Here is a 24,415-nt window from a genome sequence, read left to right as displayed (position 1 = left end):
CTCCGACCCGGTCAGGCGAGGTTGCGCAGCGACGGCCACGCCTGGGCCCACGGGGCCGAGGGGGTGCAGAGCGCCATCCGCACGCGGTCGTTCACCGGCGCGACCTCCGGGCCCACGTAGGGCGGCAGCGGGACCAGCCGGGAGCAGAAGCGGGGCGCCCAGGGCACGTCCCCGACGAGCAGCGCGTCGGCCGACCCGGGCGGCACGTCGAAGTACCCGAACCCGCGGTGGGTGGAGTAGACCGGCTGCGGCAGGCCGTGGGCGGGGCCCTCGTGCTCGAGCGCGCTCGCGTACCAGTAGGAGTACGCCACGACCACCGTGCCGGGCGGCAGGGCGCGCCACTGGCGGGTCACCCCGGCGGTGAAGGGGTCCCAGCCGATCTGGCCCATCGTCTCGAACTCGGTCGGCGCCCGCCACGACGCCGGGCCCACCGGGAGCACCCAGAGCACCGTCAGCACGGCGGAGACCCCGATGACGGTGGGGCGCAGGGCCCAGCGCCACCAGCCTCGTCGTCGGGACCCGACGAGCTGGCCGGCCGCCACCGCGCCGGCGGCGAAGAGGAGCGCGTAGAGCCCGGAGAGGTAGTAGGGCCGCCCGCCCGCGGCCAGCAGCACCGCCGTGACCAGCACCGACGCCCAGCCGAGGCTGCGCCACGGGCGCAGGGCCTCGAGCCGCAGCAGGGCCCACACCCCGAGCACCGCCAGGACCGCGCCCGGCGCGAGCCCCGCGTAGTACAGCGCGCGCGGCAGGAACTGCCAGCGGTCACCGAACAGGGCCGACTCCCCCGCCACCACCGAGCCCATCCGCAGCTGGGGCCAGCCGTGGGTCGCCTGCCAGAACAGCGTCGGGACGGTGGACAGCACCGCGATCCCGAGTCCCACCCAGAGCAGCGGCCGGGTCAGCAGGCGGCGGGGCCCCGCGACGACGACGCCCACCGCGACGGCCGCGAGCAGCACCGGGATCAGGACCTTGTCGAACAACGCCACCGCGACCACGACCCCGAGCCACACCAGCAGCCGGTCGTCGGCGTCGCCCCGGGACTCCCGGCGCATCCACCGCACGAGCAGCAGCAGCGCGAGCGCCCAGCAGAACGGGTCGACGGTCGAGGTCGCGAGCAGGTGGCCCGTGGCGAGCAGGTAGGGGCTGATCGCGGTGGCCGCCGCGGCGGTGAGCTGGGCGCGCCGGCCGCCGCCGAACTCGGCCGCGATCAGCGCGGCGAGGACCACCCCCGCGGCGGTGAGCAGGGTGGCGGGCAGCCGGAGGACGACGAGGTTCCCGGGCGCGAGCCGGTGCAGGGCGTCCGCCAGCAGCGGGAGCATCGGCGGCTGGTCGGCGTACCCGAGGGCGGGCCGGGCGCCGGCGGAGAGGAAGTAGTACTCGTCGCCGAAGTACCCGTACCGGGCCGAGAGGGCGCCGAGCAGCACCGCGACACCCGCCGCCATCGCGAGGAGGGGGCGCCAGGCGACGGCCGGGGGGTCCGCGACCGGGGCCGCGCCGCCGGGGAGGCGGGGGCTCGACGTCGTGGTCAATCCGGCCTCCTCGGGGGTCGCACTGAGCAGGCAACGTAGCGGGTGGGGCGATTTGGGAGACTCGCGGCGTGGAGCTCACGCACAGCTGGTCGCACGCGGTGCCCGGAGCGCCACTCGCCGTGCTCGCGGGGCTCGCCGACCGCTTCGAGCTGCGCGAGACCCGCAACGCCGCCGCCATCCTCGCCGCCACCGCGCCCGAGGAGTTCGGCGAGATGTGCTCGGTGCTCTGCGCCTTCGTGCTGCGCACGGCCGACCTCACCGAGGCGGGGGGCAACGAGTCGAAGCTCGCGGCGCGCCTCAACACCGAGCTGCGCTCCCGCGGCTGGCGCGAGGGCCGGGTCGACACCGTGGTGCGCTCGATGCTCCAGGTGCAGCCGTGGGCCCCGGCCGGGGAGCACGAGGTGATCGTCCGCACCGACGAGGTGCGCAACGAGGGCTACAAGGTCGACAACGTGAAGGGCCGGGTCGCGCTCGACGTGGAGTGGAACGCGAAGGACGGCAACCTCGACCGCGACATCGGCGCCTACCGCAGCCTCTACGACGCGGGCCTCATCGACGGCGCCGTCCTGCTCACGCGCACGCACGACGACCTCCGCGAGCTCGCCCGCGAGCTCTCCCGGGCCGCCGGCCAGTCCGACGAGCAGGTCCGCAGCCGGTTCTCCACCTCCACCACCACGCACCTCGGCAAGCTGGAGTCGCGGATGACGCGCGGGGACGCCGGGGGGTGCCCGCTGCTCGCGGTCGCGATCAGCGCCCGGTGCTGGGTTCCCGACGAGGGCGGGGTGCCGCTCCCGGTGCCCGCGTACGGCGACCAGCCGGTGCTCGAGGGGTGGGCGGGATGAGCGACCGGATCGATCACCTCCCGGCGGGCTCGGGCCCGTTGTCGGACCCCGCGGCTACCGTCCCCGCCGTGACCGCACCCCCCGTCGATCCCGAGACGGCCGCCGACCCCCGGACGGCCCCGCCCGTCGCCCGCCCCCGCCGCGCCGCCCCGCTGCGGGTGGACGTGGCGCCGCTGGACGCGGTGCCGCTGCCGCGGATCGCGGGCGGGTTCTCGTGCGTGTACGCCGACCCGCCGTGGCGGTTCGCCAACCGCACCGGCAAGGTCGCGCCGGAGCACCGTCGGCTCGACCGGTACGACACGATGACCACCGCCGACATCGCGGCCCTGCCCGTCGCCGACGTGGTCGCCGACAACGCCCACCTCTACCTGTGGGTGCCCAACGCCCTGCTGCCCGAGGGACTCGCGGTGATGCAGGGCTGGGGGTTCCGCTACGTCTCCAACCTCGTGTGGGCCAAGCGCCGCAAGGACGGCGGGCCCGACGGGCGGGGCGTCGGGTTCTACTTCCGCAACGTCACCGAGCTGATCCTCTTCGGCGTCCGGGGGTCGATGCGCACGCTGCCGCCCGCCCGCCGCCAGGTGAACATGATCGAGACGGTCAAGCGGGAGCACTCCCGCAAGCCCGACGAGGCCTACCGGGTCATCGAGGAGTGCTCGCCCGGGCCCTACCTCGAGATGTTCGCCCGCTACCCCCACGAGGGCTGGACGGTGTGGGGCGCCGAGGCGGCGGAGGAGACCGTCCCGCGCGGTCGTCAGTACCCGGCCTACCGGGCGGCCGCCCCGCAACCGGACGCGCCCATGACCTAGCGTCACTCGTCTGCGCGCCGTGTGAGCACTCTGCGTCGTTCACAGTCCGATTTCGACCGTTGAACCAACGCGTAACCGACAGGTTCTGGCGCAACGTAGCCACTCTTGGTGAGAATGCCGCCCATGACGAAGACCCCCGACCTGGCGCGCAACCAGCGGGTGACCGGCTCCGACCGCGAGAAGCTGTCGGGCGAGTTGCTCAAGCGCTACCAAGAGGGCGCGAGCATCCGAGAGATCTGCGCCGAGACCGGATACAGCATCGGCCGTGTCCGCCGCCTCCTCGTCGACGCCGGCGTGGAGTTCCGCGGTCGCGGCGGCACGCACGGGCGAGCCCGCAAGAAGGCCGAGTAGGCCCGGTACGCGGGGCCCGTGCCCGGGCTCCGGTGGGCGGGGCTCAGCCCCGCAGGCGCTGCAGCAGGTTGAAGCCGCGCTTCATCCCGACGTCGATCCGCGACCCGTCGGCGGGGAGCAGACCGAGCTGGCGCGCGAACTGCATCTGGTCGTAGATCACGAAGTTCGACACGATCCTGCCCTCGCGGACCGTGAAGTGGTCGACACCGTCGATGTCGACCCGGGCCCCGGTCGGCTCGATGCCCTCGAGGGCCGCCCCGGTGTGGGTGCCGGTGAGGGTCCAGCGCACGAAGACGTCGTCGCCCTGCTCGGCCATGCCCTGCAGCGTGAACGTCACGTCGGGGACGGCGGCGAACAGCGCGTCGAAGTAGGCCTCGATCTCGTCGGCCCCGCGGAAGGTCGCGGTGGGCATCCGCTCGCGGGTCTCGTCGGTCCACACCGCCCGCAGCGGCGCCGCGTGGTGGGTGTTGAGGACGTCGAACGTCCAGCGCACGACCGTCCCGGGAGACGCATCGGGACCGGGCGGGGTGGGTGCGGGCGGACCTGCCGGGCTCGACGACATGGGAGCGGACCCTAGGGCACGACCCCGGCGGCGGCCGAGTGGCAGGGACTCACCGCGCGGGCAGCAGCACCGTGAAGCGGTCGAACACGGCCTCGCGGACCTCGTCGTCGTCGCAGTCGCGCCCGCCGCGGAGCTCGATCGTCGGGTCGCCGGCGGCCAGGCGCTCGAAGCCCTCGGCGACGTCGCGGAGGTAGCGCGGCTCGGCGAGGGCCCGCCCGAAGTGGCCCAGGCACACCAGCGAGGCGTCGAGCCCGGCGAGCCGGGCGGTCGAGCGCGCGAAGTCCGCCAGGTCGCATTCGGGGGCCTGGGCGTAGATGGGGCCGGTGTTGACGGTGTCCCCGGCGAACAGGACGCCGTCGCGGTCGTCGAACAGGCAGATCGAGTCGGGGCTGTGGCCCGGGGTGTGGAGCACGGTCAGCGTGCGGCCGCCGAGGTCGATCACGTCGCCGTCGTCGAGGGGGGCCGGCGCGGGACCCGGGTCGGGGCCGGGACGCACCCACCGCTCGACGTCGACGGGCAGCTCGCGGGGGTCGGAGTCGGCGTCGAGGAGGTGGAAGAAGCGCCGGTCGAGGTCGCGGTAGGCGGGGGCGGCGGCGAGCAGGGCCCGCATGTAGCCCAGGTAGGACGACCGCTCGGCGGTGGCCACGGCGCTCGTCGGGAAGGTGCGGTGGGCCGAGACCGAGGAGAACTCGGCGTTCCCGCCGATGTGGTCGAGGTGGTGGTGGGTGAGGACCGCGTGGTCCACCGGCAGGCCGCAGGCGGCCTCGGCGACCTCCCGGACGGGGCGGATGCCGAGGCCGGTGTCGATCAGGACGGCCCGGTCGCGGCCGGCGACGAGCCAGGAGCTGACGTGGCCCGGCTCGGCGACGATCCACACCCCGGCCGCGACGGGCCGGACCGCGAACCAGGGGCTCACGGCTCGGTGAGGATCCGCGGCCCGTCGGCGGTGATGGCGATCGTGTGCTCGACGTGCGCGGCGCGGCTGCCGTCGGCGGTGCGCAGGGTCCAGCCGTCGGGGTCGTGGCGGTAGTCGTCGGCGCCGCCGCGGTGCAGCATCGGCTCGATCGCGAGGACGAGCCCGGGCTGCAGCTTCATGCCCTTGCCGCGCCGGCCCTCGTTGGGGACGTGCGGCGCCTCGTGCATCGCGCGCCCGATCCCGTGCCCGCCGTGGTCGGCGAGCATCCCGTAGCCCTTCGGGCGGGCCACCCCCGCGACGGCGGCGCCGATGTCGCCGAGGGTGTTGCCGCGCTTCGCGGCCGCGATCCCGGCGTGCAGGGCCCGCGTGGTGGTGTCGATGAGCGCGAGGTCGGCGGGGTCGGCGTCGCCGACCACGTAGCTGACGGCCGCGTCGCCGCACCAGCCGTCGACGAAGGCGCCGATGTCGATGCTGACGAGGTCGCCGTCGACGAGGCGGTAGGAACCGGGGATCGCGTGGACCACCGCGTCGTTGACGCTCGCGCAGATCACGCCCGGGTAGGGCGAGGGCGCGAACGGCGGGTGGTAGTCGAGGAACGCGGGCTTGGCGCCGTGGTCGTTCATCACGTCGTGCGCGACGGTGTCGAGCTCCTTGAGCGTCACCCCGGGGGCACTGGCCTGCTGCACGGCCGCCAGGCAGCGGGCGACCACCCGGCCGGCCTCGCGCATCAGCTCGATCTCGGCGGCGGTCTTCAGCTCGATGGTCACGCGTCGTCTCACCGACGCGACAGTAGCCAATGCCCACGACGAGGGCCCGAATCACAGCGCTGTGGTTCGTCCACAGTGTGGATGGAGCCTGTGGACGAATCACACCCGTGTCATTCGGTCCCCAGTGTGGACAACTCCTGGGGACAACCGACGGCGCTGTGCCCCGGCCCTCGTTCACCTCCGTCGGGAGCGGGCACCCCGGCCGGGTCCGTGGTCATTGAGCGAAGGAGTCCCCCGTGTCCGAAGGCCGCTTCAGCGGGAAGGTCGTCATCGTGACCGGGGGCGGGTCCGGGATCGGCGCCGCCGCGGCCCACCGGTTCGCCGCCGACGGCGCCACCGTGGTGATCGCCGGGCGCTCGCAGGACAAGCTCGACGCGATCGTCGCCGACGCCCCGGCCGGCTCGACGGTCGTCGCCAAGCCCTGCGACACCTCCGACGAGGCCGCGATCACCGCGCTCGTCGACGAGGTCGCGAAGGAGCACGGCCGGCTCGACACGCTGGTGAACAACGCGGCGATCGCGCGCCCCGGCACGGTCTCCGACCTCGACAGCGACACCTGGCGCGAGGTCATGGCCACCGACGTCGACGGCGTCTTCTACGCCTCGAAGGCCGCGGTCCCGCACCTGAAGGAGACCCGCGGCAGCATCGTCAACGTCGGCTCGGTCTCCGGCACCGGCGGCGACTGGGGCATGGCCGCCTACAACGCCGCCAAGGGCGCCGTGGTCAACCTGACCAACGCCATGGCGCTCGACCTCGGCGCCGACGGCGTCCGCGTCAACGCCGTGCACCCCTCGCTGACCGCCACCGAGATGAGCGAGGGGATCCGGGAGGACGACGAGGTCATGGACAAGTTCCGCGACCGCATCCCGATGGGCCGCCCCGCCGACCCGGCCGAGGTCGGCGACGTCATCGCCTTCCTGGCCGGCCACGACGCCCGGTTCGTCTCCGGGGCCCACATCCCCGTCGACGGCGGCCTGGGGGCCTCGAACGGTCAGCCACGCATGTGACTACGTCTTGTGAGCACTTTCCGGGGCCATGACCCCGGAAAGTGCTCACGGGTGGCGGAGCCACACATACTCGGACGGGTCGATCGCCTCGGTCGCCTTCTCGTACTCGTGCATGTAGCCGGGCCAGTTGGTGATGATCCGGCCGGTCGCGTCGCGGTACCAGGAGTCGCAGGCCAGCCACGCGGTGCCCGAGAACTTCGACTGGACCTCGGCGTCGGACGCCGCCTCGACCTCGGGCCGGACCTCGGCGGCCGCGGCGCCCCGCCGGTCGGCCTCCTGCAGCGCGGTGCGCACGTACCGGGCCTGGGACTCCAGGTAGACGATGATCGACCCGCCCGAGGTGTTCGTGTTCGGGCCGTACATGACGAACAGGTTGGGGAACCCGGGCACGGTCATCCCCAGGTGGGCGTGCGGGCCGTCGGCCCAGACGTCGCGCAGCGAGGCGCCGTCGCGGCCGTGGACCTCCATGGGGAACATGAAGCTCGTCGCCTTGAAGCCCGTGCCCCAGATGATCGTGTCGACGCGGTGCAGCGTCCCGTCGACGGTGCGGACGCCGTCGGGCTCGATCCGCTCGATCGAGTCGGTGACGACCTCGACGTTGTCGCGCTGCAGCGCCGGGAGCCAGTAGGAGCTGAACAGCACGCGCTTGCAGCCGAAGGTGTAGTCGGGCCAGACCTTGCGGCGGACCTCCGGGTCGCGCAGCTGGTGCCGCATGAAGATCTGCGACTTCAGCCGCAGCACCGGTCCCACCGTGCGCGGGTGACGGATCGAGGCCGTCAGCGACTCCAGGTAGAGCCGCTTGAGGCCCCACCGACGCAGCCGCTGGACGCCCGGGACCTTCAGCAGCGCCTGCGCCGGCTTCGGGTAACGCATGTTCTTGCGCGGGAGGAACCAGTTGCCCGTCCGCTGGAACACCGAGAGCTTCCCGACGACGGGCGCGATCTCCGGGACGAACTGCACCGCGCTGGCTCCGGTGCCGATCACGGCCACCCGGCGCCCGGTGAGGTCGTGGGCGTGGTCCCAGCCCGCGGAGTGGAAGGCGTGCCCGGCGAAGTCGTCGATGCCGGGGATCGACGGGATCGAGGGCTGCGCGAGCTGCCCGGTCGCCATCACCACCGCGTCGGCGGTGTAGGTGCCGGCGTCGGTCTCGACGTGCCAGACGTGGGCCTCGTCGTCCCAGCGCACCGCGCTGACCCGCGTGTCCGGCCGCACCAGGTGGTCGACCGAGTGCTCGCGGGCGACCTGACGGAGGTAGTCGAGGATCTCCGGCTGCGGGGAGCACAGGCGCGACCAGGAGCGCCGCTGCGCGTAGGAGTACGAGTACAGGTGGCTCGGGACGTCGCAGGCGGCACCGGGGTAGGTGTTCGCCAGCCACGTCCCGCCGATGCCCGAGGCCGCGTCGAGGATCGTCACGTCGGTATAGCCGTGGGCCCGGAGTTCGATGGCCGCCCCGATGCCGCCGAACCCGGCGCCGATGATCACCACACGCCGACTCATGCGGGGAACCTAACCTAGGAGTCATGGGTGACGGTTTGTTGGTGTTCGACGGCAGGTGCGGGTTCTGCACGCGCAGCGTGGGCTGGGCGCGCGCGCTCGACCGGCGGGGGCGCGTCGAGATGCGGCCCTACCAGGAGCCCGGGGTGCCGGAGTCGATCGGCACGGACGCCGCGACCTGCTCGGAGGCCGTCCAGTGGCAGGGCCGCGACGGGGTGCGCCTCGAGGGGGCCGCGGCGGTCAACGCGCTGCTCGACACCGTCTCGGGCACCCGGATTCCCTCGACCGTGTACCGGGTGACCGGGGGTCTGCAGGAGCGCGTCTACCGGTGGGTGGCCGACCACCGGAGCCGCTTCCCCGGGATGACGCCCTACTGCGAGTCGCACCCCGCGGAGTGCGCGAGCTGACCACGGCCCCGGTGTCAGCGATGGCACATCGCTGACGTCCAGCGTCAGCGATGTGCCATCGCTGCCATCACCTGGCCGGCCACCGACATCAACTGCGCGTCCCGGTCGCGGGCCGCGACGAGCTGGACGGCCCGCGGGAACCGGTCATCCGTGTCCACCGGCAGCGACACGGCGGGCTGTCCCGTGTGGTTGAACAGCGGCGTGTGGGCGTAGAAGCGGCCCATCGACGTCAGGGTCACCACGCCGTTGTCCGACGGTCCGCCCCAGCGGTCGACCCGCGGGGCCGGCCCGCGCATCGTCGGGGTGAGGAGCAGGTCGACCCCGAGCCCGTCGAGCAGCCGGCTCCCGAGCCGCTCCCCGTGGGCGACCGCGGCCCGGACCACGGCCGGCGGGATCAGCCCGCCGGCCCGGGCGAGGTCGCGGATCCGGGGTTCGAGCAGGTCGGGGTGGTCGGCCCCGGCGGCCATCTCCGAGACGCCGCGCAGGATGCGGGTGGTGACCGACAGGGCCGCGGTCTGGGCGCGGTCGGCGCGCAGCCGGACGGGCCGCACGTGGTGGCCGAGGTCGGCGAGCCGGTCGGCGGCGAGCCGGACGGCGCCCGCCACGTGCGGGTCGAGGGCCAGGGGCGGGGCCAGCGGCAGCGGGTCGGTCGACACCCCGATCCGCAGCCGGCCCGGCGCGGTGTCGAGCGCGGCGCGCAGCGACTCGGGGAAGGTCCCCACCGCGTCAAGGAACGACGCCGCGAGGTCGAGCTCGCGGGTGAGGCAGCCGGTGGTCGACAGGCCGCACCAGCCGCCGCTCGAGGGCATCGTGCCGCTCGAGGGCTTGAACCCGGGCAGCCCGCAGCAGGCCGCCGGGATGCGGATCGAGCCGGCGCCGTCGCTGGCGGTGGCGATGTCGACCACGCCGGCCGCGACCGCCGCCGCCGACCCGCCCGACGAGCCGCCCGGGGTGAACCCGAGGCCGAGCGGGTTGCGGGTGACGCCGTGCGCGAGCGAGTCGGTGACCCCGAACGCCGCGAGCTCGGGCAGCGTCGTGCGCCCGACCGGCACGAGCCCGGCCCGCCGGATCGCCGCGACGAGGTCGCCGTCTTCCGTCGCGGCCGTCGTGAACGCCCGGCTGCCGAGCCCGGTGACCTGGCCCGCGACCTGGACGTCGTCCTTCAGCGCGATCGGTAGCCCGTGCAGCGGCGAGTCCCCGCCCACCCGGTCGGCCTCCCGCGCCGCCGCCTCGGCCCCCGGCCCGTCGATCGAGACGAAGGCGTTGAGCGTCGACTGCGACTCGTGCGCGCGACGGACGGCCTCGCGGGCCGACTGCAGGGCGGTCATGCGCGGCATCATGGCGTGCGTGTTCCTGCTCGGCCGCGTGCCGCCCGCGCTGCGGGGCGTGGTGCGCCGCCTCGCGGCCTACGACGAGCGCTCCGACCTGCCCGTCCGCCGCCGGCAGGCCCCCGCCGCGACGTGCACCCTCGTCGTCGGGATCGCCGACCCGCTGCGGGTCGACGGGCGCCGTGTCGGATCGTTCGCCGCCGGGCTCACCGACACCGCGGCCGTCACCGAGTTCGCCGGCCACCAGGCCGGCGTGCAGGCCGACCTGACCCCGCTCGGCGCGTGGCGCCTGCTCGGGACGCCCCTGCCCGGGCTCGTGTCGCTGCCCGAGCTCGGCGGCGCATTTGCCGGGCTCGACGAGCGCCTCGCCGACCGGCCCACCTGGCCCGGCCGCCTCGCCCTCGTCGCCGACGTGCTCACGGACCTCCTCGCGGCCGCCCCCGCCCCGCTCGACCCGGAGGTGGCCCGCGCCTGGTCGCTCCTGGACGCCTCGGCGGGCCGGGTCGCGGTGGGGGCGCTCGCCGCGGAGGTCGGCTGGAGCCGACGGCACCTGTCCCGACGGTTCACGGCGCAGGTCGGGCTCCCGCCCACCGTCGCCGGTCGCGTCCTGCGCTTCCGGCGCGCGGCCGACCTGCTGGTCCCGCCGCCCGGGGCCCGCCTGCACCGGCAGCGGATCGCCGACGTGGCCGCGGGCTGCGGGTTCGCCGACCACGCGCACCTCGACCGGGAGTTCGCCGCCCTGGCCGGGTGCTCCCCGCGGGAGTACGTCGCGCAGTGGGCCGCCGTGGCGGTCGACCCGGCCGACGTGACCGTCGCGCCCGGACCGGGGTCCCCGACGTCCAAGACGGACCGTCCCCGGAGCGCCACGATCACCGCATGATCTGCACGACGCTGCGCAGCACCGACGTCCCCGCCCTCGCCGCCCACCTCCGCGACGTCCTCGGCCTCACCGCGGGACACGTGTCCGAGGGCCACGCCGAACTGTTCTGGGACGGCGGCGCCGTCCTGCTCGGGCCCCGCCGGCCCGACGACCGCTTCGACACCGGGCGGGCCGTCACCTACCTCGTCCTCGCCGATCCCGACGCCCACCACGACCGTGTCGTCGCCGCCGGGGGTGAGATCGTCCTGGGCCTGGTCGACCAGGACTACGGCTCGCGCGAGTTCGCCGCCGTCGACCCCGAGGGCAACGTCTGGTCCTTCGGCACCTACCGCCCGGTCCCGCCGTCACCCTGACGGGTCGCCACATCCCGGCGAACGGGAGTATCCGGCAGAATCCGGACCGTGCGGACGAGCGCGGTCCTGGTGGCGATGGTGGTCGTCCTGGGCCTCGCCACGGTCGGGGTCGGCGTCGCCCTCGTGCAGCAGGCCAGCTCCGGCCCGGCGCCGGTGAGCCTCACCCCCTTCACGACGACCGCGCTGCCGCCGGGTTCGCCGGTGCTCGTCGACACCACGGGCCGGGCGCTCCCCGACCCCGTGGCGCTCGCCGTCCGCCGCCTCGACGGCGCCCTCGTGAGCGGCGACCTCGGCGGGCTGCGCGAGCTCTGCTCGTCGGCGCCGGGCGCCACCCCGTGGGCGGTCGTCGTCTCCCGCGTCGCCGACAGCGGCGACCGGGTCCTGCTCCTGCGCGCCCTGCGCCATCCCCCGCGCCCCGGCCCGCCCCTCGCGTGGCTCTACACCGAGGGCGACCACGGGCTCGGCATCGACGAGGCCGGGCTCCTCGCGTTCGTCGGCCCGTAGAGGGCCCTGCTGTGACGCCGCTAACATCGCCGCCGCCCGGGCCGATGGTCCCGAGCACGACGTCCCCGAGCACCGGAGGGCCCCGATGGGCAGCCACCTCAACCCGTACCTGCACTTCGACGACACCGCCCGCACCGCCATGGAGTTCTACCGGGACGTCTTCGGCGGCGAGCTGAACGTGATGACCTTCGGCGACATGGGCACCGAAGGCCCCGAGGCGTCGAAGGTGATGCACGCCCAGCTCGAGACCCCGAGCGGCTTCGTCCTCATGGCCTCCGACACCCCTGCGGGGGTGGAGCGGTCGACGGGCTCGTCGATGACGATCAGCCTGTCGGGCGACCGGGCCGACGAGCTGCACGGCTACTGGGACGGGCTCTCCGCCGGCGGCACGGTCGACGTCCCGCTGGAGAAGCAGATGTGGGGCGACGAGTTCGGCCAGTGCACCGACCGGTTCGGGTTCTCCTGGCTGGTCAACATCTCCGCGCCGGGGGAGTGAGGGCGACTGGTGTGATGGGCGTGTGAACGCCGACGCCGAGACCGCGGAGACCGGGCGCGCCGGGCCCGCGGTCCTCCCGCTCTACGCCGCCGGGTTCGTCACGGCGTTCGGCTCCCACGGCATCGCCGCCAACCTCGGGTTCACCGGCGACCTCGGCAGCCAGCTGATCACGCTCGGCATCCTGCTCGCGCTCTACGACGGCGCCGAGATCCTGCTCAAGCCGGTGTTCGGCGCGCTCGCCGACCGCATCGGGCTCCGTCCGGTGCTGCTCGGGGGCCTCTTCGGCTTCGCCCTGGCCTCCGCCGCGTTCGTGCTCGTCGGGAACCCCGCGCTGCTCGGTGTCGCCCGCTTCGCCCAGGGCGCGGCGGCCGCGGCCTTCTCCCCGTCGGCGGGCGCCCTCATCGGGCGGATCGCCCCGCAGCGCCGGCAGGGGCGGGCGTTCGGCAGCTACGGCGCGTGGAAGGGCCTCGGCTACACCGCGGGCCCGCTGCTCGGCGGCGCCCTCGTGGCCGCGGGCGGCTACCCGCTGCTGTTCACCACGCTCACGGTCCTCGCGATCGCGGTGTTCGTCTGGACCGTGCTCGTCGTGCCGGATCCCCCGCCGCTGCCCCGGCACCGGGAGGGCCTCGGCGCCCTCCTGCGCCGGCTCGGCAACCGCGGCTTCCTGCCCCCGACCCTCGCGCTGGCCTCCAGCGCCGCCGCACTCTCGGTGGGCGTCGGCTTCCTACCGCTGGTGGGCGCCGGCGACGGCCTCGGCCCGATCGCCACCGGGGCGGCCGTGTCGGTGCTCGCCGTCGTCGGCTCGCTCACCCAGCCGGTGATCGGCCGGGTCCGCGACGCGGGCCGGATCGGCGACCGCACCGCCCTCGTCGTCGGGACCCTGCTCACCGCCGTCGGGCTGGGCTTCCCGGCGGTCGTGGGGCACCTGGCGGGGCTGCTGGTCGCGGCGGTCCTCATCGGCCTCGGCACCGCGATGATCACGCCGGTCGCGTTCGCGGTGCTGGCGGCGTCGAGCCCGCGCGAGCGGCTCGGGCAGACGATGGGCTCGGCTGAGATCGGCCGCGAGATCGGCGAGGCGGGCGGCCCGTTCCTCACCGGGGTGCTCGCCGCGACCCTGGGCCTGGGCGGCGGGTTCCTGGGGATCGCCGTGCTCGTGGCGCTCACCGCGATCGGGGGCGCGCGGGTGCTCCGCAGCGCGTGATGGCGCGCTCGGACTCCGGGGAGTCGGTGCTCGAGCGGATCGTGCGCATCCTCGAGGCCTTCACCCCCGAGGCGCCTGCGCTCACCGTGTCGGCGGTGGCCGAGCGCGCCGGCCTGCCGCTCGCCACCGCGTCGCGGCTGGTCGCCGACCTGGTGGCCCACGGTCTCCTCGTGCGGGACGACGAGCGCCGGGTGCGGGTGGGGACGCGGCTGTGGGAGCTGGCCTCGCGGGCGTCGCCGACGCTGTCGCTGCGCGAGAGCGCGATGCCGGTGCTGGAGGACCTGCACCGCGGCGTCGGCCACCACGCCCAGCTCGGCGTGCTCGACGGCGAGGAGGTGCTCTTCGTCGAGCGGCTCTCCGCCGACGGCGCGGTCGTGAACTTCACGCGGATCGCGGCCCGGCTGCCGCTGCACGCCTCGTCGTCGGGACTGGTCCTGCTCGCCTTCGGCTCGACCGTGCTGCAGGAGCGGGTGCTCGCCCGGCCCCTGCGACGTTTCACGTCGAACACCGTCACCTCGCCGACCGAGCTGCGGGCGCTGCTCGCCGGGATCCGCGAGCGGGGCGTCGTGATCTGCCCGGGGCACCTGCACCCCGAGGCCACCGGGATCGCCGTCCCGGTGCGCGACGCGTCGGGGCGGGTGCTCGCCGCGGTCTCGGTGATCGTGCCGAACGACGGCGACGCGCCCCGCGCGGTCCCCGCCCTCACCGAGGCCGCCCGGCGGATCGGGGCCCGGCTGCGTTCTCATTGAACGGGAAGGACGTATCGCGTGTGACCGGCGTCGCCCCACCCTGAGGGCCATGAGCGCACGACTCGTGGTGACCGCGAAGGACCCCGTCGCCGACGGCGTCGTCGCGCTGACCCTCGCCCGGCGCGACGGCGCCCGCCTGCCCGACTGGACGCCGGGCGCGCACGTCGACCTGACCCTGGGCGACGGCACCACCCGGCAGTACTCGCTGTGCGGCGACCGCTGGGACCCGTCGTCGTACCGGGTCGCGGTGCTGCGCGAACCCGCCGGGCGCGGCGGCTCGGCGTACGTCCACGACCGGCTCGCCGTCGGCGACGAGGTCGGGTTCGGCGGACCGCGCAACCACTTCCCGCTCGTCCCCGCCGCGCGCTACCGCTTCGTCGCGGGCGGCATCGGCATCACCCCGCTGCTGCCGATGATCCGCACCGCCGAGATCGTCGGGGCCGACTGGGCCCTGCTCTACGGCGGCCGGTCGCGGCGCTCGATGGCGTTCACCGACGAGCTCACCGACCCTCGGGTGCAGGTGGTGCCCCAGGACGAGGCCGGCCTGCTGCCGCTGCGCGGGTGGCTCGGGCCCCCGCGCGACGACACCGTCGTCTACTGCTGCGGGCCGTCGCCGCTGCTCGCGGCGGTCGAGGAGGCGACGGCGGGCCACCGCCTGCACACCGAGCGGTTCGCCGTCACCGAGGTCGCTCCGCCCGTGCGCGACGAGCCGTTCACCGTCGAGCTGGCCCGCACCGGCACCCGCGTGGTGGTCGACGCCGCCACCACCGTGCTCGAGGCGGCCCGGCGCGCCGGGGCGACCACGCTCTCGTCGTGCGAGCGCGGCACCTGCGGGACGTGCGAGACGACCGTCCTCGCCGGCGTCCCCGACCACCGCGACCAGATCCTCGCCGACCACGAGCGCGCCGCGGGCGACTGCATGCTGCCGTGCGTCTCGCGCGCGGCCTCCGACCACCTCGTCCTGGACCTGTGAGGCCCCCGATGACCACCTCCCCCGCCACCGTCCCGGTCACCCACGACGACCCGTTCTCCGTCGAGGTCCTCACCGACCCGCTGCCGTTCCAGGCCGCGCTGCGCGACGCCGGCCCCGTGGTGCACCTCGCCGCCCACGACGTCTACGCGATGGGCCGCTACGCCGAGGTCCGCGCCGCCCTCGTCGACTGGCAGCGCTTCTGCTCCTCGGCCGGGGTGGGCCTCGCGAACTTCCGCACCGAGGAGCCGTGGCGCCCGCCGTCGCTGCTGCTCGAGGCCGACCCGCCCCGCCACGACGCCCCGCGCCGCGTCCTCTCCGCCGTCCTCGGCCCGCGGGCCCTGCGCCGGCTCCGCGAGCGCTGGTTCGCCGCCGCCCGCGAGCACGTCGACGCCCTGCTCGACGACCGGGTGGTCGAGCTCGACGGCATGGCCGCGCTCGCCGCGGCCTTCCCGCTGCGGGTGTTCCCCGACGCCGTCGGCATCCCCCGGGAGGGCCGCGAGCACCTGCTGCCCTACGGCGAGTTCCTGTTCAACGCGTTCGGCCCGCCCAACGCGCTCGTCACCCACGCCGCGGCGGCCGCGACGGAGCACGCCGCGTGGGTGGCCGCCCAGTGCACCCGCGAGGTCCTCGCCGACGAGGGGTTCGGCGCCGACATCTGGGCCGCCGCCGACCGCGGCGACATCACCGCCGAGCAGGCGCCGCTCGTCGTCCGGTCCCTGCTCTCGGCCGGCATCGACACCACCGTCCACGGCCTCGGCTGGCTCCTGCACGCGCTCGCCACCCACCCCGACCAGTGGGAGCTCCTGCGCACCGACGAGTCCCGACGACGCGTCGCGTTCGACGAGGCGGTCCGCTGGGGGTCCCCGGTGCAGACCTTCTTCCGCGTCGCCGAGACCGACGTGCCGATCGGCGACGTCGTCGTGCCCGCCGGGGCGAAGATCCTGATGTACCTCGGATCGGCCAACCACGATCCGCGCGCCTGGGACGCCCCCGAGCGCTACGACCTGCGTCGCGACCCCTCGGGGCACGTCGGGTTCGGCTTCGGGCTGCACCAGTGCGTCGGCCAGCACGTGGCGCGCCTGGAGTCCGAGGCGCTCCTGACGGCGCTGCTCGAGCGCGTCGAGCGGATCGAGCCCGCGGGCGAGCCCGTGCGGCGGGCGAACAACACGATGCGCGAGTGGGCCTCGGTGCCGTTGCGACTCACAACTTCCTGAGCGTTCGCTCCAGTATCGTCGGGGGCATGTACCTGTGGTTGGCCCTCGCGATCGCCGCCGAGGTGACGGGGACGCTGTCCCTGCGCGCGGCCGAGGGCTTCAGCCGGCTCGGCCCGTCGCTGCTCGTGGTGCTCGGCTACGGCGTCGCGTTCTTCGCGCTCTCGAAGGCGCTCTCCGGTGGCGTGCCGGTCGGGATCGCCTACGGGATCTGGGCGGCGGCCGGCGTCGCGGCGATCGCGATCATCGGGGCGGTGTTCCTCTCCGAGCCCCTGAGCTGGGTGCAGGTCGGCGGGATCGGCCTGGTGATCGCCGGCGTGCTGGCCCTGGAGCTCGGGGGCACCCACGGTGCCTGACGGGCGGCTCGTCAAGGGCGCCGCGCGTCGTCGGGACATCCTCGACGCCGCGCTGCGCCTGATCGGGCGGGAGGGGCTCGGCGCGATCACGCAGCGGCGGGTGGCCGACGAGGCCGGGGTGCCGGCCAGCGCGGTGCTCTACTACTTCGCCTCCGTCGACGCCCTGCTGGTCACCGCGCTGCGCGAGGTCAACGACCGCTACGTCGCCGACCTCGCGACCGTGGCCACCCTCGCCGACCTCGCGCGCCTGCTCGCCGACGGCGACCGGGCCGGGCTCGCCGCGGAGTACGACCTCTTCCTGCTCGCCGCCCGCCGCGACGACCTGCGCTCCGAGCTCGAGCGGTGGGACGCGGAGCTGGGGGCGCTGTGCGCGCGGCTCGCGCCCGGGCGGCCGGCGGTGCTGGTCGCCGTCGTCAACGGGCTCTACCTGCAGGCCACGCTCACCGGGCTCGACGAGGCCGGGGCGCTCGCCGTGCTGGAGGCCGCCGCGCGGTGAGGCGCGGGGCCGTGCTCGTCGGGATGGGTGGAGACAAGGGGAATCGAACCCCTAACCCCCGCCTTGCAAAGGCGGTGCTCTGCCAATTGAGCTATGTCCCCTCGCGGAGGAGCTAGGACGCGCGGGTCGCCTGTCGCCAGACCTCCGCCGTCGGCCGCTCCTGGCGTCGGCGCTGCACGAGGCGGAACACCCCGAACGCCGCCGCGGAGAGAACGACCAGCTTCTTCACCGGTCCCACGCTAGCAGTCCCGGGGGCGCGCACCGGGGCCGTCCATGCGATAGGACTCGTGCGCAGACGACACCGACGTCGCAGCCGGGAGGACCCGCATGGCACACGCCTACGTGGTGGGCACGTTCGACACGAAGGGCGACGAGCTCCGGCACGTCGCCGAGCTGATCCGGGGCGCCGGGCACGAGGTGACGACGGTCGACGTGGGCACCGCGGACCCGGGCGCCCGCCTGGCCGACGTCACCGCGGCCGACGTCGCCGGCCCGGACGTGTTCACGGGCGACCGGGGCACGTCGGTCGCCGGGATGGCGGAGGCCCTCGAGCGGTGGCTGCCCGGGCGCACCGACCTCGACGGCGTCATCGGTCTGGGCGGCTCCGGCGGCACGGCGCTCGTCACGCCCGCGCTGCAGCGGCTCCCGGTCGGCGTACCGAAGATCGTCGTCTCGACCGTGGCGAGCGGCGACGTCGCGGCGTACGTCGGCTCGTCGGACGTCACGCTCATGTACTCGGTGACCGACGTGGCCGGCCTCAACCGGATCAGCCGCGTCGTCCTCTCCAACGCCGCCCACATGCTGGCGGGCGCCCTGTCCGCCCCACCCGCCGTCGCCGACGACAAGCCGGCCCTGGGCCTGACGATGTTCGGGGTCACCACCCCGTGCGTCACCGCGGTGACCGAGGCACTGCACGACGAGTACGACTGCCTCGTCTTCCACGCCACCGGCACGGGTGGGCGCGCGATGGAGAAGCTCGTCGACGACGGCCTGGTCTCCGCGGTCGTCGACGTCTCCACCACCGAGATCGCCGACCTCGTCGCGGGCGGGATCATGACGGCCACCGAGGACCGGCTCGGCGCGATCGCCCGACGACGGGTGCCGTGGGTCGGCAGCGTCGGCGCGCTCGACATGGTCAACTTCGGGGCCCCCGACACCGTCCCCGAGCGCTACCGGGGCCGGCAGTTCTACGAGCACAACGCCCAGGTGACCCTGATGCGCACCACCCCCGACGAGTGCCGGGCCGCCGCCCGCTTCCTCGCCCACGGCCTGAACGCCTGCGAGGGCCCGGTCCGGCTGCTCGTCCCGACGAGGGGCGTCTCGGCCCTTGACGTCGAGGGCGGTCCGTTCCACGACCCGGAGGCCACCGAGGCGCTGGTGTCGACGCTGCGCGCGGAACTGCGGCAGACCGACGACCGGCGTCTGATCGAGACCGACCTGCACGTCAACGATCCCGAGTTCGCCCGGGCGATCGTCGAGAACCTGCACGAGATCCGAGGAGGAGCATGAGCCGGCAGGACATCCTGGAACGGTTGCGCGCGAAGGTCGAGCGGGGTGAGCCGATCGTCGGCGGCGGCGCCGGAACCGGATTGTCGGCCCGCTGCGAGGAAGCGGGCGGCATCGATCTCATCGTGATCTACAACTCCGGGCGCTATCGCATGGCGGGCCGCGGATCTCTCGCCGGCCTGCTCGCGTACGGCAACGCGAACGACATCGTCGTCGAGATGGCGCACGAGGTCCTGCCCGTGGTGGAGCACACGCCCGTCCTCGCGGGCGTCAACGGGACCGATCCCTTCCTGTTGCGGGACCGATTCCTGCGCGAGCTCGTCGACCTCGGTTTCGCCGGTATCCAGAACTTCCCCACCGTCGGGCTCATCGACGGGGTCTTCCGCGCGAATCTCGAGGAGACCGGCATGGGCTTCTCCCACGAGGTCGACCTGATCGCGGCCGCCCGCCAGCACGATCTGCTCACGACGCCCTACGTGTTCTCCGCCGACGAGGCGCGTGCGATGACCGAGGCCGGCGCCGACGTCGTCGTGTGTCACATGGGCCTGACGACCGGCGGCTCGATCGGCGCCGGCACCGCGAAGTCGCTGGACGACTGCGTGGCCCTGACCGACGAGTGGGCCGGCGCCGCCCGGGAGGTCCGCGACGACGTCCTGGTGCTGGTCCACGGCGGTCCGGTCTCGGCCCCCGCCGACGCCGCCTACGTGCTGGAACGCGCCCACACCTGCCACGGCTTCTACGGGGCCAGCAGCATGGAGCGCCTCCCCACCGAGGAGGCCCTCACCGCCCGCACCAAGGAATTCACCGAGCTCCGCCCCACCCGACGCCCGAAGGAGAACTGACGATGCCCGAGGCCCTCGCCACCGCGATCGTCCCCGCCGACGCCGCCGCCGTCTGGGCGGTGGTCCGCGACTTCGACGGGCTGCCCCGCTGGCACCCCGCGATCGAGCACAGCGAGCTCGAGACCCCCGGCGACTCCGTCGGCGCGATCCGCCGCCTCACCCTCGCCGGCGGGGGCGGCGAGGTGCGGGAACTGCTGACCGCGCTCGACGACCACGCCCGCTCGCTCACCTACGAGATCCTCGAGTCGCCGTTCGCGGTCGACCTCTATCGCTCGACGATCCGCGTGGTCCCGGTGACCACCACCGGGGAATCGTTCGTCGAGTGGTCCCTCGTGTTCGACTGTGACCGGGCCGACTCCGAGTCCCTCACCGAGTTCTTCACCCGGGAGGTGTTCGCGGCGGGACTCGCCGACCTCGGAGCCCATTTCTCCGCCACTGTCGAGTGATATCCCACCCCTCGCTGGCCTCCTCGCGATTCCTTGCTACTGTTTAATGACACCGGAGCTAATTCGGTAGCAATTCCCCCGCGCAACCGAGGAGTACCGCCAGATGGCCCAGAAGACAGTCGTCACGTTGGTGGACGACCTCACGGGTGAGGAGTCCGAGGACATCACCACCGTCGAGTTCGCTCTCGACGGCGTGACCTACGAGATCGACCTCGACGACAAGAACAGTGCCGAACTGCGCGACACGCTCGCGCAGTACGTGGCCGCGGCCCGACGTACGGGGGGACGTCGTTCGGGTGGCAGCAACGGGAGCCGGCGCAAGTCCGGGGGGGCCGGCACGGGAACGCCGCGGGCCACGTCGCCGGGCGGGTACGACCGCGAGACCTCCAAGCAGATCCGCGACTGGGCCCGCGCCGAGGGCTTCGAGGTGTCCGACCGCGGTCGGGTGCCGAACAACGTCGTCGAGGCCTGGGAGTCGCGCGGCAAGAACGGCAGCGCCGCTGCCGCCTTCTCCGGCTGATCCCGGGGTCCACGGGCACAGCGACGAACGGCCCCGGAGCGTGGAGCTCCGGGGCCGTTCTGCTGTCCTGGGGTGTGGGCCCAGATGGATTTGAACCATCGACCTCGTCGTTATCAGCGACGCGCTCTAACCAACTGAGCTATGGGCCCCGACGGAGGCAAGGTTACCGGAGGGTGTCCGGCACTCCTGCCACCGGGGGTGCTCCTAGTCGCGCTCGGAGAGCGTGACCTCGATGCCTCCCGCGACGTCGGCGGAGATGTTGTAGATGAACGCCGAGACGCTCGCGAGCGCGGTGAACAGGATCGTGTTGACCACCCCGATGATGGCCGCCACCCCGAACACGCCGCCCGCGGTGATGAGCTGGCCGCCGCCGCCCCCGCCGTCCGAGGTGAGGTCCTGGTAGGTGCCGTTCAGCTGCGCCCACACGCCCATGCCGTCGAGCACGGCGTAGAGCACGCCCACAGCGAACATCCACACGAAGAACAGCGCGACCCCGAGCACGAGCGCGAGCTTCAGCACCGACCACGGGTCGAAGCGCTTGACCTGCAGGCTCGCCCGCCGCGGCACCTTGCCCCGCGAGGGCCGGGAGCTCGGGGCGCCCGCGTCGTCGTCGAGGTCGTCGAAGTCGGGCTCGGACTCCGACCGGCCCCGGTTGCGCATACCCAGCTGCTCCGGCGAGAGCTGGTTGGTGGGCGCGTCGATCATGGCGGTGGACGAGCGTCGCTCGCCGCCCGCCATGGGCAGCGGCCCGCTCGGCGGGCCGGACGTCCGCCCGCCCCGGGCGCCCTGGCCGCCCTGGTTCGCCTGACTGCCCTGGTTCGCCCGGCCGCCCTGGTTCGCCTGGCCGCCGTCGGGGTGGCCGGGCGTGCCGGCCGCCGGCGTCCGGGCCCCCTGGGCCGGCAGCGGACCCGTCGGCGGCCGTCCGCCACCGGGCTCGTGGGAACCGGGCTCGGCGGCGCCCTGTCCGTCGGGCTCGGAGCCGGGGCGCGCCCCCGCCTCCCGCGTGTTGGCCCGCTGCCACGGCGGCGGCGGGCCGCCGGTGGACCGGGACGCGCCGTCGCCCGGGGAGGCCTGGCCGCGGGGAGGCCCGTCACCCGTCGCGCGGGTGACGATCGTGTCCTCCACGTTCCCGGTCGCGGCGCCCGCCCCGGAGGCCTTGTCGCCCCCGGGTCCCGTGCCGTTCTTCTCGTCCGGTGTCGGTGTGCTCACGATGCTCGTCTCACGCTCTCGGAGTCCGTCGAGGGGTCACAGCAGGGTGTCGGGCGCCTGGTCGGGGCCGCCCGCGTCGGGGTCGACCGCGCTCTCCGCGTTCCGGGCCACGGCCAGCAGCGTGCCGTTCTCGCCCAGGTTCATCAGACGCACCCCCTTCGTCTGACGGCCGGCCTTGCGGACCTCCTTCGCCGTCGTCCGGATGACGCCGCCGCTCGCCGTGATGGCGTACAGCTCGTCCTCCAGCTCGACGATGAGGGCGCCGACCAGGGTGCCGCGCCGACGGTCGTACTGCAGCGTCAGCACGCCCTTGCCGCCGCGGCCCTGGACCGGGTAGTCCTCGATCGGCGTCCGCTTCGCGTAACCGCCACCGGTGGCCACCAGCAGGAACGTGCCGCTGCGCACGACGCCGAGCGACAGCAGTTCGTCGCCGGAGTTGAAGCGCATCCCCATGACGCCCGAGGTGGCGCGTCCCATCGGGCGGAGCACCTCGTCGGTGGCCGAGAACCGGATCGACTGGCCCTCCGCGGAGACGAGGAGCAGGTCGTCGTCGCCGGAGCAGAGCACCGCGCCGACCAGCTCGTCGTTGTCGCGCAGGTTGATGCCGATCAGGCCGCCGGTGCGGTTCGAGTCGAAGTCGGTGAGCTTGGACTTCTTCACCAGGCCCGCCTTGGTGGCGAGCACCAGGTACGGGGCGGCGTTGTAGTCCTTGATCTGCATGACCTGGGCGATCTGCTCCTCGGGCTGGAACGCGAGGAGGTTCGCCACGTGCTGGCCGCGCGCGCTGCGGTTGGCCTCGGGCAGCTCGTAGGCCTTCGCCCGGTAGACGCGGCCCTTGTTGGTGAAGAACAGCAGCCAGTCGTGCGTGGAGCAGACGAAGAAGTGCGCGACGAGGTCGTCCTGCTTGAGCGCCGCGCCCTGCACCCCGCGTCCGCCGCGCTTCTGCGCGCGGTACAGGTCGGTCTTGGTGCGCTTCGCGTAGCCGGTGCGGGTGATCGTCACGACGACGTCCTCGACCGCGATCAGGTCGGCGTCGGCGACCTCGCCGTCGTACCCGACGATCCGGGTGAGCCGCTCGTCGCCGTGCTTGTCGACGATCTCGGCGAGCTCGTCGCGGATGATCTGCCGCTGCCGCTCGGGCCGGTCGAGGATGTCCTGGTAGTCCCGGATCTCGTTCTCGATCTCGGCCAGCTCGTCGATGATCTTCTGGCGCTCGAGGGCGGCCAGACGACGCAGCTGCATGTCGAGGATGGCCTGCGCCTGGATCTCGTCGATCTCGAGGAGCTCGATCAGGCCGGTGCGGGCGACGTCGACGGTCTGCGAGGCCCGGATCAGGGCGATGACCTCGTCGAGCGCGTCGAGGGCCTTCACCAGACCGCGCAGGATGTGGGCGCGCTCCTCGGCCTTGCGCAGCCGGTAGCGCGTCCGCCGGACGATGACCTCGATCTGGTGGCGGACCCAGTGGCGGATGAACTGGTCGAGCCGCAGCGTGCGCGGCACGCCGTCGACGATCGTCAGCATGTTCACGCCGAAGCTGAACTGCAGCTGCGTGTGCTTGTAGAGGTTGTTCAGGACGACCTTCGCGACGGCGTCGCGGCGCAGCGTGATGACGACGCGCCGCCCGACGCGGTCGGACGACTCGTCGTTGATCTCCGCGATGCCGGTGATGCGGCCCTCGCGGACCATCGTCGCGATCGACTCGATGAGGTTGTCGGGGTTGACCTGGTAGGGCAGCTCGGTGACGACGAGGGTGGTGCGGCCCTTCGTGTCCTCCTCCACCTCCACCACGGCGCGCATCCGGACCGACCCGCGGCCGGTGCGGTACGCCGACTCGATCCCGTCCTGGCCGACGATGAGGCCCGCCGTGGGGAAGTCGGGGCCCTTGATGAAGCCCATGAGGGCCTCGAGGGTCTCCTCCTCGGAGGCCTCCGGGTTGTCCAGCGCCCAGGTGGCGCCGGCGGCGACCTCGCGCAGGTTGTGCGGCGGGATGTTCGTCGCCATGCCGACCGCGATGCCGGCGCTGCCGTTGATCAGCAGGTTCGGGACGCGGCCGGGGAGGACGGCCGGCTCCTGCGTGCGGCCGTCGTAGTTGTCGACGAAGTCGACGGTCTCCTCGTCGATGTCGGCGAGCATCGACATCGCGAGGGGGGTGAGGCGGCACTCGGTGTACCTCATGGCCGCCGCCGGGTCGTTGCCCGGCGAGCCGAAGTTGCCCTGCCCGTCGATCAGCGGGTAGCGCATCGACCAGGGCTGCGCGAGCCGCACGAGGGCGTCGTAGATCGCCGAGTCGCCGTGCGGGTGGTAGTTGCCCATCACGTCGCCGACGACGCGCGCGCACTTGACGTAGCTGCGGTCGGGGCGGAACCCGGAGTCGTACATCGAGTACAGGACGCGGCGGTGGACCGGCTTGAGACCGTCCTCCACCAGCGGCAGGGCGCGCCCCACGATCACGCTCATCGCGTAGTCGATGTAGGAGCGCTGCATCTCCTGCTGGATGTCGACCGGCTCGATACGGTCGCCGGACCCCGGAGGCAGCGTCGTCTCGGTCACCTGGTGTCCACTCCACTCCTGGGCGCCCCCGGGGCGCGGCTGGTCACCGCGTCGAACACATCAGGGGCGTGCCCGTCCGCCGGGGATCCGCGCGAACGGGCCCGACACACCGAT

28 protein-coding genes and 2 tRNA genes are annotated in these 24,415 nt (G+C 73.9%); 19 read left to right on the top strand and 11 right to left on the bottom strand.

What is annotated here, in order from left to right:
* Window positions 1–11 precede the first annotated feature (11 nt).
* Window positions 12–1,529, bottom strand: coding sequence for an ArnT family glycosyltransferase (locus ACFPBZ_RS22935; RefSeq protein ID WP_378038424.1), 1,518 nt, complete (start codon window positions 1,527–1,529; stop codon window positions 12–14).
* Window positions 1,530–1,597: 68 nt separating this feature from the next.
* On the opposite strand from ACFPBZ_RS22935, the gene ACFPBZ_RS22930 reads away from it, so the two are divergent.
* The 3 genes from ACFPBZ_RS22930 to ACFPBZ_RS22920 all read left to right on the top strand — a co-directional run bounded on the left by ACFPBZ_RS22930 (window position 1,598) and on the right by ACFPBZ_RS22920 (window position 3,528).
* Window positions 1,598–2,371: a BglII/BstYI family type II restriction endonuclease gene (locus ACFPBZ_RS22930; protein WP_378038423.1), complete on the top strand. Its 774-nt coding sequence runs from the start codon at window positions 1,598–1,600 to the stop codon at window positions 2,369–2,371.
* 68 nt (window positions 2,372–2,439) lie between these two features.
* Complete coding sequence (locus ACFPBZ_RS22925; protein ID WP_378038422.1) at window positions 2,440–3,177, top strand: MT-A70 family methyltransferase; 738 nt, start codon at window positions 2,440–2,442, stop codon at window positions 3,175–3,177.
* 123 nt (window positions 3,178–3,300) lie between these two features.
* Complete coding sequence (locus ACFPBZ_RS22920; protein WP_378038421.1) at window positions 3,301–3,528, top strand: helix-turn-helix domain-containing protein; 228 nt, start codon at window positions 3,301–3,303, stop codon at window positions 3,526–3,528.
* Window positions 3,529–3,571: 43 nt separating this feature from the next.
* On the opposite strand, the gene ACFPBZ_RS22915 is transcribed toward ACFPBZ_RS22920, so the two are convergent.
* From ACFPBZ_RS22915 to map, 3 genes are all read right to left on the bottom strand, one after another.
* Window positions 3,572–4,021, bottom strand: a complete 450-nt coding sequence (locus tag ACFPBZ_RS22915; protein ID WP_378038420.1) for an ester cyclase — start codon at window positions 4,019–4,021, stop codon at window positions 3,572–3,574.
* Window positions 4,022–4,139: 118 nt separating this feature from the next.
* Window positions 4,140–5,006: an MBL fold metallo-hydrolase gene (locus ACFPBZ_RS22910; RefSeq protein WP_378038419.1), complete on the bottom strand. Its 867-nt coding sequence runs from the start codon at window positions 5,004–5,006 to the stop codon at window positions 4,140–4,142.
* The gene (gene map / locus ACFPBZ_RS22905; RefSeq protein WP_378038418.1) at window positions 5,003–5,785 is read right to left on the bottom strand and encodes a type I methionyl aminopeptidase; all 783 of its coding nucleotides are present in this window, start codon (window positions 5,783–5,785) and stop codon (window positions 5,003–5,005) included. Before map ends, ACFPBZ_RS22910 begins: the two co-directional genes overlap by 4 nt.
* A 224-nt stretch (window positions 5,786–6,009) precedes the next feature.
* Here map and budC point away from each other — a divergent pair, with 224 nt between their 5' ends.
* Window positions 6,010–6,780: a meso-2,3-butanediol dehydrogenase gene (budC, locus tag ACFPBZ_RS22900; protein WP_378038417.1), complete on the top strand. Its 771-nt coding sequence runs from the start codon at window positions 6,010–6,012 to the stop codon at window positions 6,778–6,780.
* Window positions 6,781–6,825: 45 nt separating this feature from the next.
* On the opposite strand, the gene ACFPBZ_RS22895 is transcribed toward budC, so the two are convergent.
* Window positions 6,826–8,277, bottom strand: a complete 1,452-nt coding sequence (locus ACFPBZ_RS22895; RefSeq protein WP_378038416.1) for a flavin-containing monooxygenase — start codon at window positions 8,275–8,277, stop codon at window positions 6,826–6,828.
* A gap of 23 nt (window positions 8,278–8,300) precedes the next feature.
* Between ACFPBZ_RS22895 and ACFPBZ_RS22890 the strand changes: the two genes are divergently transcribed.
* Window positions 8,301–8,681, top strand: a complete 381-nt coding sequence (locus ACFPBZ_RS22890) for a thiol-disulfide oxidoreductase DCC family protein (RefSeq protein ID WP_378038415.1) — start codon at window positions 8,301–8,303, stop codon at window positions 8,679–8,681.
* A 44-nt stretch (window positions 8,682–8,725) separates the two neighbouring features.
* On the opposite strand, the gene ACFPBZ_RS22885 is transcribed toward ACFPBZ_RS22890, so the two are convergent.
* Complete coding sequence (locus tag ACFPBZ_RS22885; RefSeq protein ID WP_378038414.1) at window positions 8,726–10,009, bottom strand: amidase family protein; 1,284 nt, start codon at window positions 10,007–10,009, stop codon at window positions 8,726–8,728.
* A 19-nt stretch (window positions 10,010–10,028) separates the two neighbouring features.
* Here ACFPBZ_RS22885 and ACFPBZ_RS22880 point away from each other — a divergent pair, with 19 nt between their 5' ends.
* From ACFPBZ_RS22880 to ACFPBZ_RS22835, 10 genes are all read left to right on the top strand, one after another.
* Window positions 10,029–10,889: a helix-turn-helix domain-containing protein gene (locus ACFPBZ_RS22880; protein ID WP_378038413.1), complete on the top strand. Its 861-nt coding sequence runs from the start codon at window positions 10,029–10,031 to the stop codon at window positions 10,887–10,889.
* The gene (locus ACFPBZ_RS22875; RefSeq protein WP_378038412.1) at window positions 10,886–11,242 is read left to right on the top strand and encodes a VOC family protein; all 357 of its coding nucleotides are present in this window, start codon (window positions 10,886–10,888) and stop codon (window positions 11,240–11,242) included. Before ACFPBZ_RS22880 ends, ACFPBZ_RS22875 begins: the two co-directional genes overlap by 4 nt.
* A gap of 48 nt (window positions 11,243–11,290) precedes the next feature.
* Window positions 11,291–11,746: a hypothetical protein gene (locus ACFPBZ_RS22870; protein ID WP_378038411.1), complete on the top strand. Its 456-nt coding sequence runs from the start codon at window positions 11,291–11,293 to the stop codon at window positions 11,744–11,746.
* An 85-nt stretch (window positions 11,747–11,831) separates the two neighbouring features.
* A complete protein-coding gene (locus ACFPBZ_RS22865) occupies window positions 11,832–12,242 on the top strand; it encodes a VOC family protein (protein ID WP_378038410.1) in 411 nt (136 codons plus the stop codon).
* A 22-nt stretch (window positions 12,243–12,264) separates the two neighbouring features.
* Window positions 12,265–13,443 carry an MFS transporter gene (locus tag ACFPBZ_RS22860; protein ID WP_378038409.1) on the top strand — a complete coding sequence of 393 codons (1,179 nt, stop codon included), beginning with the start codon at window positions 12,265–12,267 and terminating at the stop codon, window positions 13,441–13,443.
* On the top strand, window positions 13,443–14,192 hold the full coding sequence (locus ACFPBZ_RS22855) for an IclR family transcriptional regulator (protein ID WP_378038408.1): 750 nt from the start codon (window positions 13,443–13,445) through the stop codon (window positions 14,190–14,192). The genes ACFPBZ_RS22860 and ACFPBZ_RS22855 overlap by 1 nt, the downstream gene beginning before the upstream one ends.
* A gap of 49 nt (window positions 14,193–14,241) precedes the next feature.
* Window positions 14,242–15,165: a PDR/VanB family oxidoreductase gene (locus ACFPBZ_RS22850; RefSeq protein ID WP_378038407.1), complete on the top strand. Its 924-nt coding sequence runs from the start codon at window positions 14,242–14,244 to the stop codon at window positions 15,163–15,165.
* 8 nt (window positions 15,166–15,173) lie between these two features.
* The gene (locus ACFPBZ_RS22845) at window positions 15,174–16,379 is read left to right on the top strand and encodes a cytochrome P450 (protein WP_378038406.1); all 1,206 of its coding nucleotides are present in this window, start codon (window positions 15,174–15,176) and stop codon (window positions 16,377–16,379) included.
* A 26-nt stretch (window positions 16,380–16,405) separates the two neighbouring features.
* Window positions 16,406–16,732 carry a DMT family transporter gene (locus ACFPBZ_RS22840; protein WP_378038405.1) on the top strand — a complete coding sequence of 109 codons (327 nt, stop codon included), beginning with the start codon at window positions 16,406–16,408 and terminating at the stop codon, window positions 16,730–16,732.
* Complete coding sequence (locus ACFPBZ_RS22835; protein ID WP_378038404.1) at window positions 16,725–17,228, top strand: TetR/AcrR family transcriptional regulator; 504 nt, start codon at window positions 16,725–16,727, stop codon at window positions 17,226–17,228. The genes ACFPBZ_RS22840 and ACFPBZ_RS22835 overlap by 8 nt, the downstream gene beginning before the upstream one ends.
* A gap of 28 nt (window positions 17,229–17,256) precedes the next feature.
* Here ACFPBZ_RS22835 and ACFPBZ_RS22830 read toward each other — a convergent pair.
* Both ACFPBZ_RS22830 and ACFPBZ_RS22825 read right to left on the bottom strand, forming a co-directional pair.
* Window positions 17,257–17,329, bottom strand: a tRNA-Ala gene (locus tag ACFPBZ_RS22830).
* Window positions 17,330–17,340: 11 nt separating this feature from the next.
* On the bottom strand, window positions 17,341–17,457 hold the full coding sequence (locus ACFPBZ_RS22825) for a DLW-39 family protein (protein WP_378038403.1): 117 nt from the start codon (window positions 17,455–17,457) through the stop codon (window positions 17,341–17,343).
* A gap of 98 nt (window positions 17,458–17,555) precedes the next feature.
* Here ACFPBZ_RS22825 and ACFPBZ_RS22820 point away from each other — a divergent pair, with 98 nt between their 5' ends.
* From ACFPBZ_RS22820 to ACFPBZ_RS22805, 4 genes are all read left to right on the top strand, one after another.
* Window positions 17,556–18,737 carry a Tm-1-like ATP-binding domain-containing protein gene (locus ACFPBZ_RS22820; RefSeq protein ID WP_378038402.1) on the top strand — a complete coding sequence of 394 codons (1,182 nt, stop codon included), beginning with the start codon at window positions 17,556–17,558 and terminating at the stop codon, window positions 18,735–18,737.
* A complete protein-coding gene (locus ACFPBZ_RS22815; protein ID WP_378038401.1) occupies window positions 18,734–19,576 on the top strand; it encodes a phosphoenolpyruvate hydrolase family protein in 843 nt (280 codons plus the stop codon). Before ACFPBZ_RS22820 ends, ACFPBZ_RS22815 begins: the two co-directional genes overlap by 4 nt.
* A 2-nt stretch (window positions 19,577–19,578) precedes the next feature.
* The gene (locus ACFPBZ_RS22810; protein WP_378038400.1) at window positions 19,579–20,022 is read left to right on the top strand and encodes an SRPBCC family protein; all 444 of its coding nucleotides are present in this window, start codon (window positions 19,579–19,581) and stop codon (window positions 20,020–20,022) included.
* 103 nt (window positions 20,023–20,125) lie between these two features.
* Window positions 20,126–20,542 (top strand): histone-like nucleoid-structuring protein Lsr2, encoded by a 417-nt coding sequence (locus ACFPBZ_RS22805; RefSeq protein WP_378038399.1) that lies wholly within the window; start codon window positions 20,126–20,128, stop codon window positions 20,540–20,542.
* Window positions 20,543–20,617: 75 nt separating this feature from the next.
* Here the strand turns inward: ACFPBZ_RS22805 and ACFPBZ_RS22800 are convergent.
* The 3 genes from ACFPBZ_RS22800 to gyrA form a co-directional block, all read right to left on the bottom strand.
* Window positions 20,618–20,691 (bottom strand) — tRNA-Ile (locus ACFPBZ_RS22800).
* A gap of 55 nt (window positions 20,692–20,746) precedes the next feature.
* Complete coding sequence (locus ACFPBZ_RS22795) at window positions 20,747–21,655, bottom strand: DUF3566 domain-containing protein (RefSeq protein WP_417281524.1); 909 nt, start codon at window positions 21,653–21,655, stop codon at window positions 20,747–20,749.
* Between the two features lie 132 nt (window positions 21,656–21,787).
* Complete coding sequence (gene gyrA, locus ACFPBZ_RS22790; protein WP_378038398.1) at window positions 21,788–24,301, bottom strand: DNA gyrase subunit A; 2,514 nt, start codon at window positions 24,299–24,301, stop codon at window positions 21,788–21,790.
* Window positions 24,302–24,415 lie beyond the last annotated feature (114 nt).

The organism is Actinomycetospora atypica (assembly GCF_042653685.1).
Classification (GTDB): domain Bacteria; phylum Actinomycetota; class Actinomycetes; order Mycobacteriales; family Pseudonocardiaceae; genus Actinomycetospora; species Actinomycetospora atypica.
This window is presented reverse-complemented; position numbering and strand designations above follow the sequence as displayed.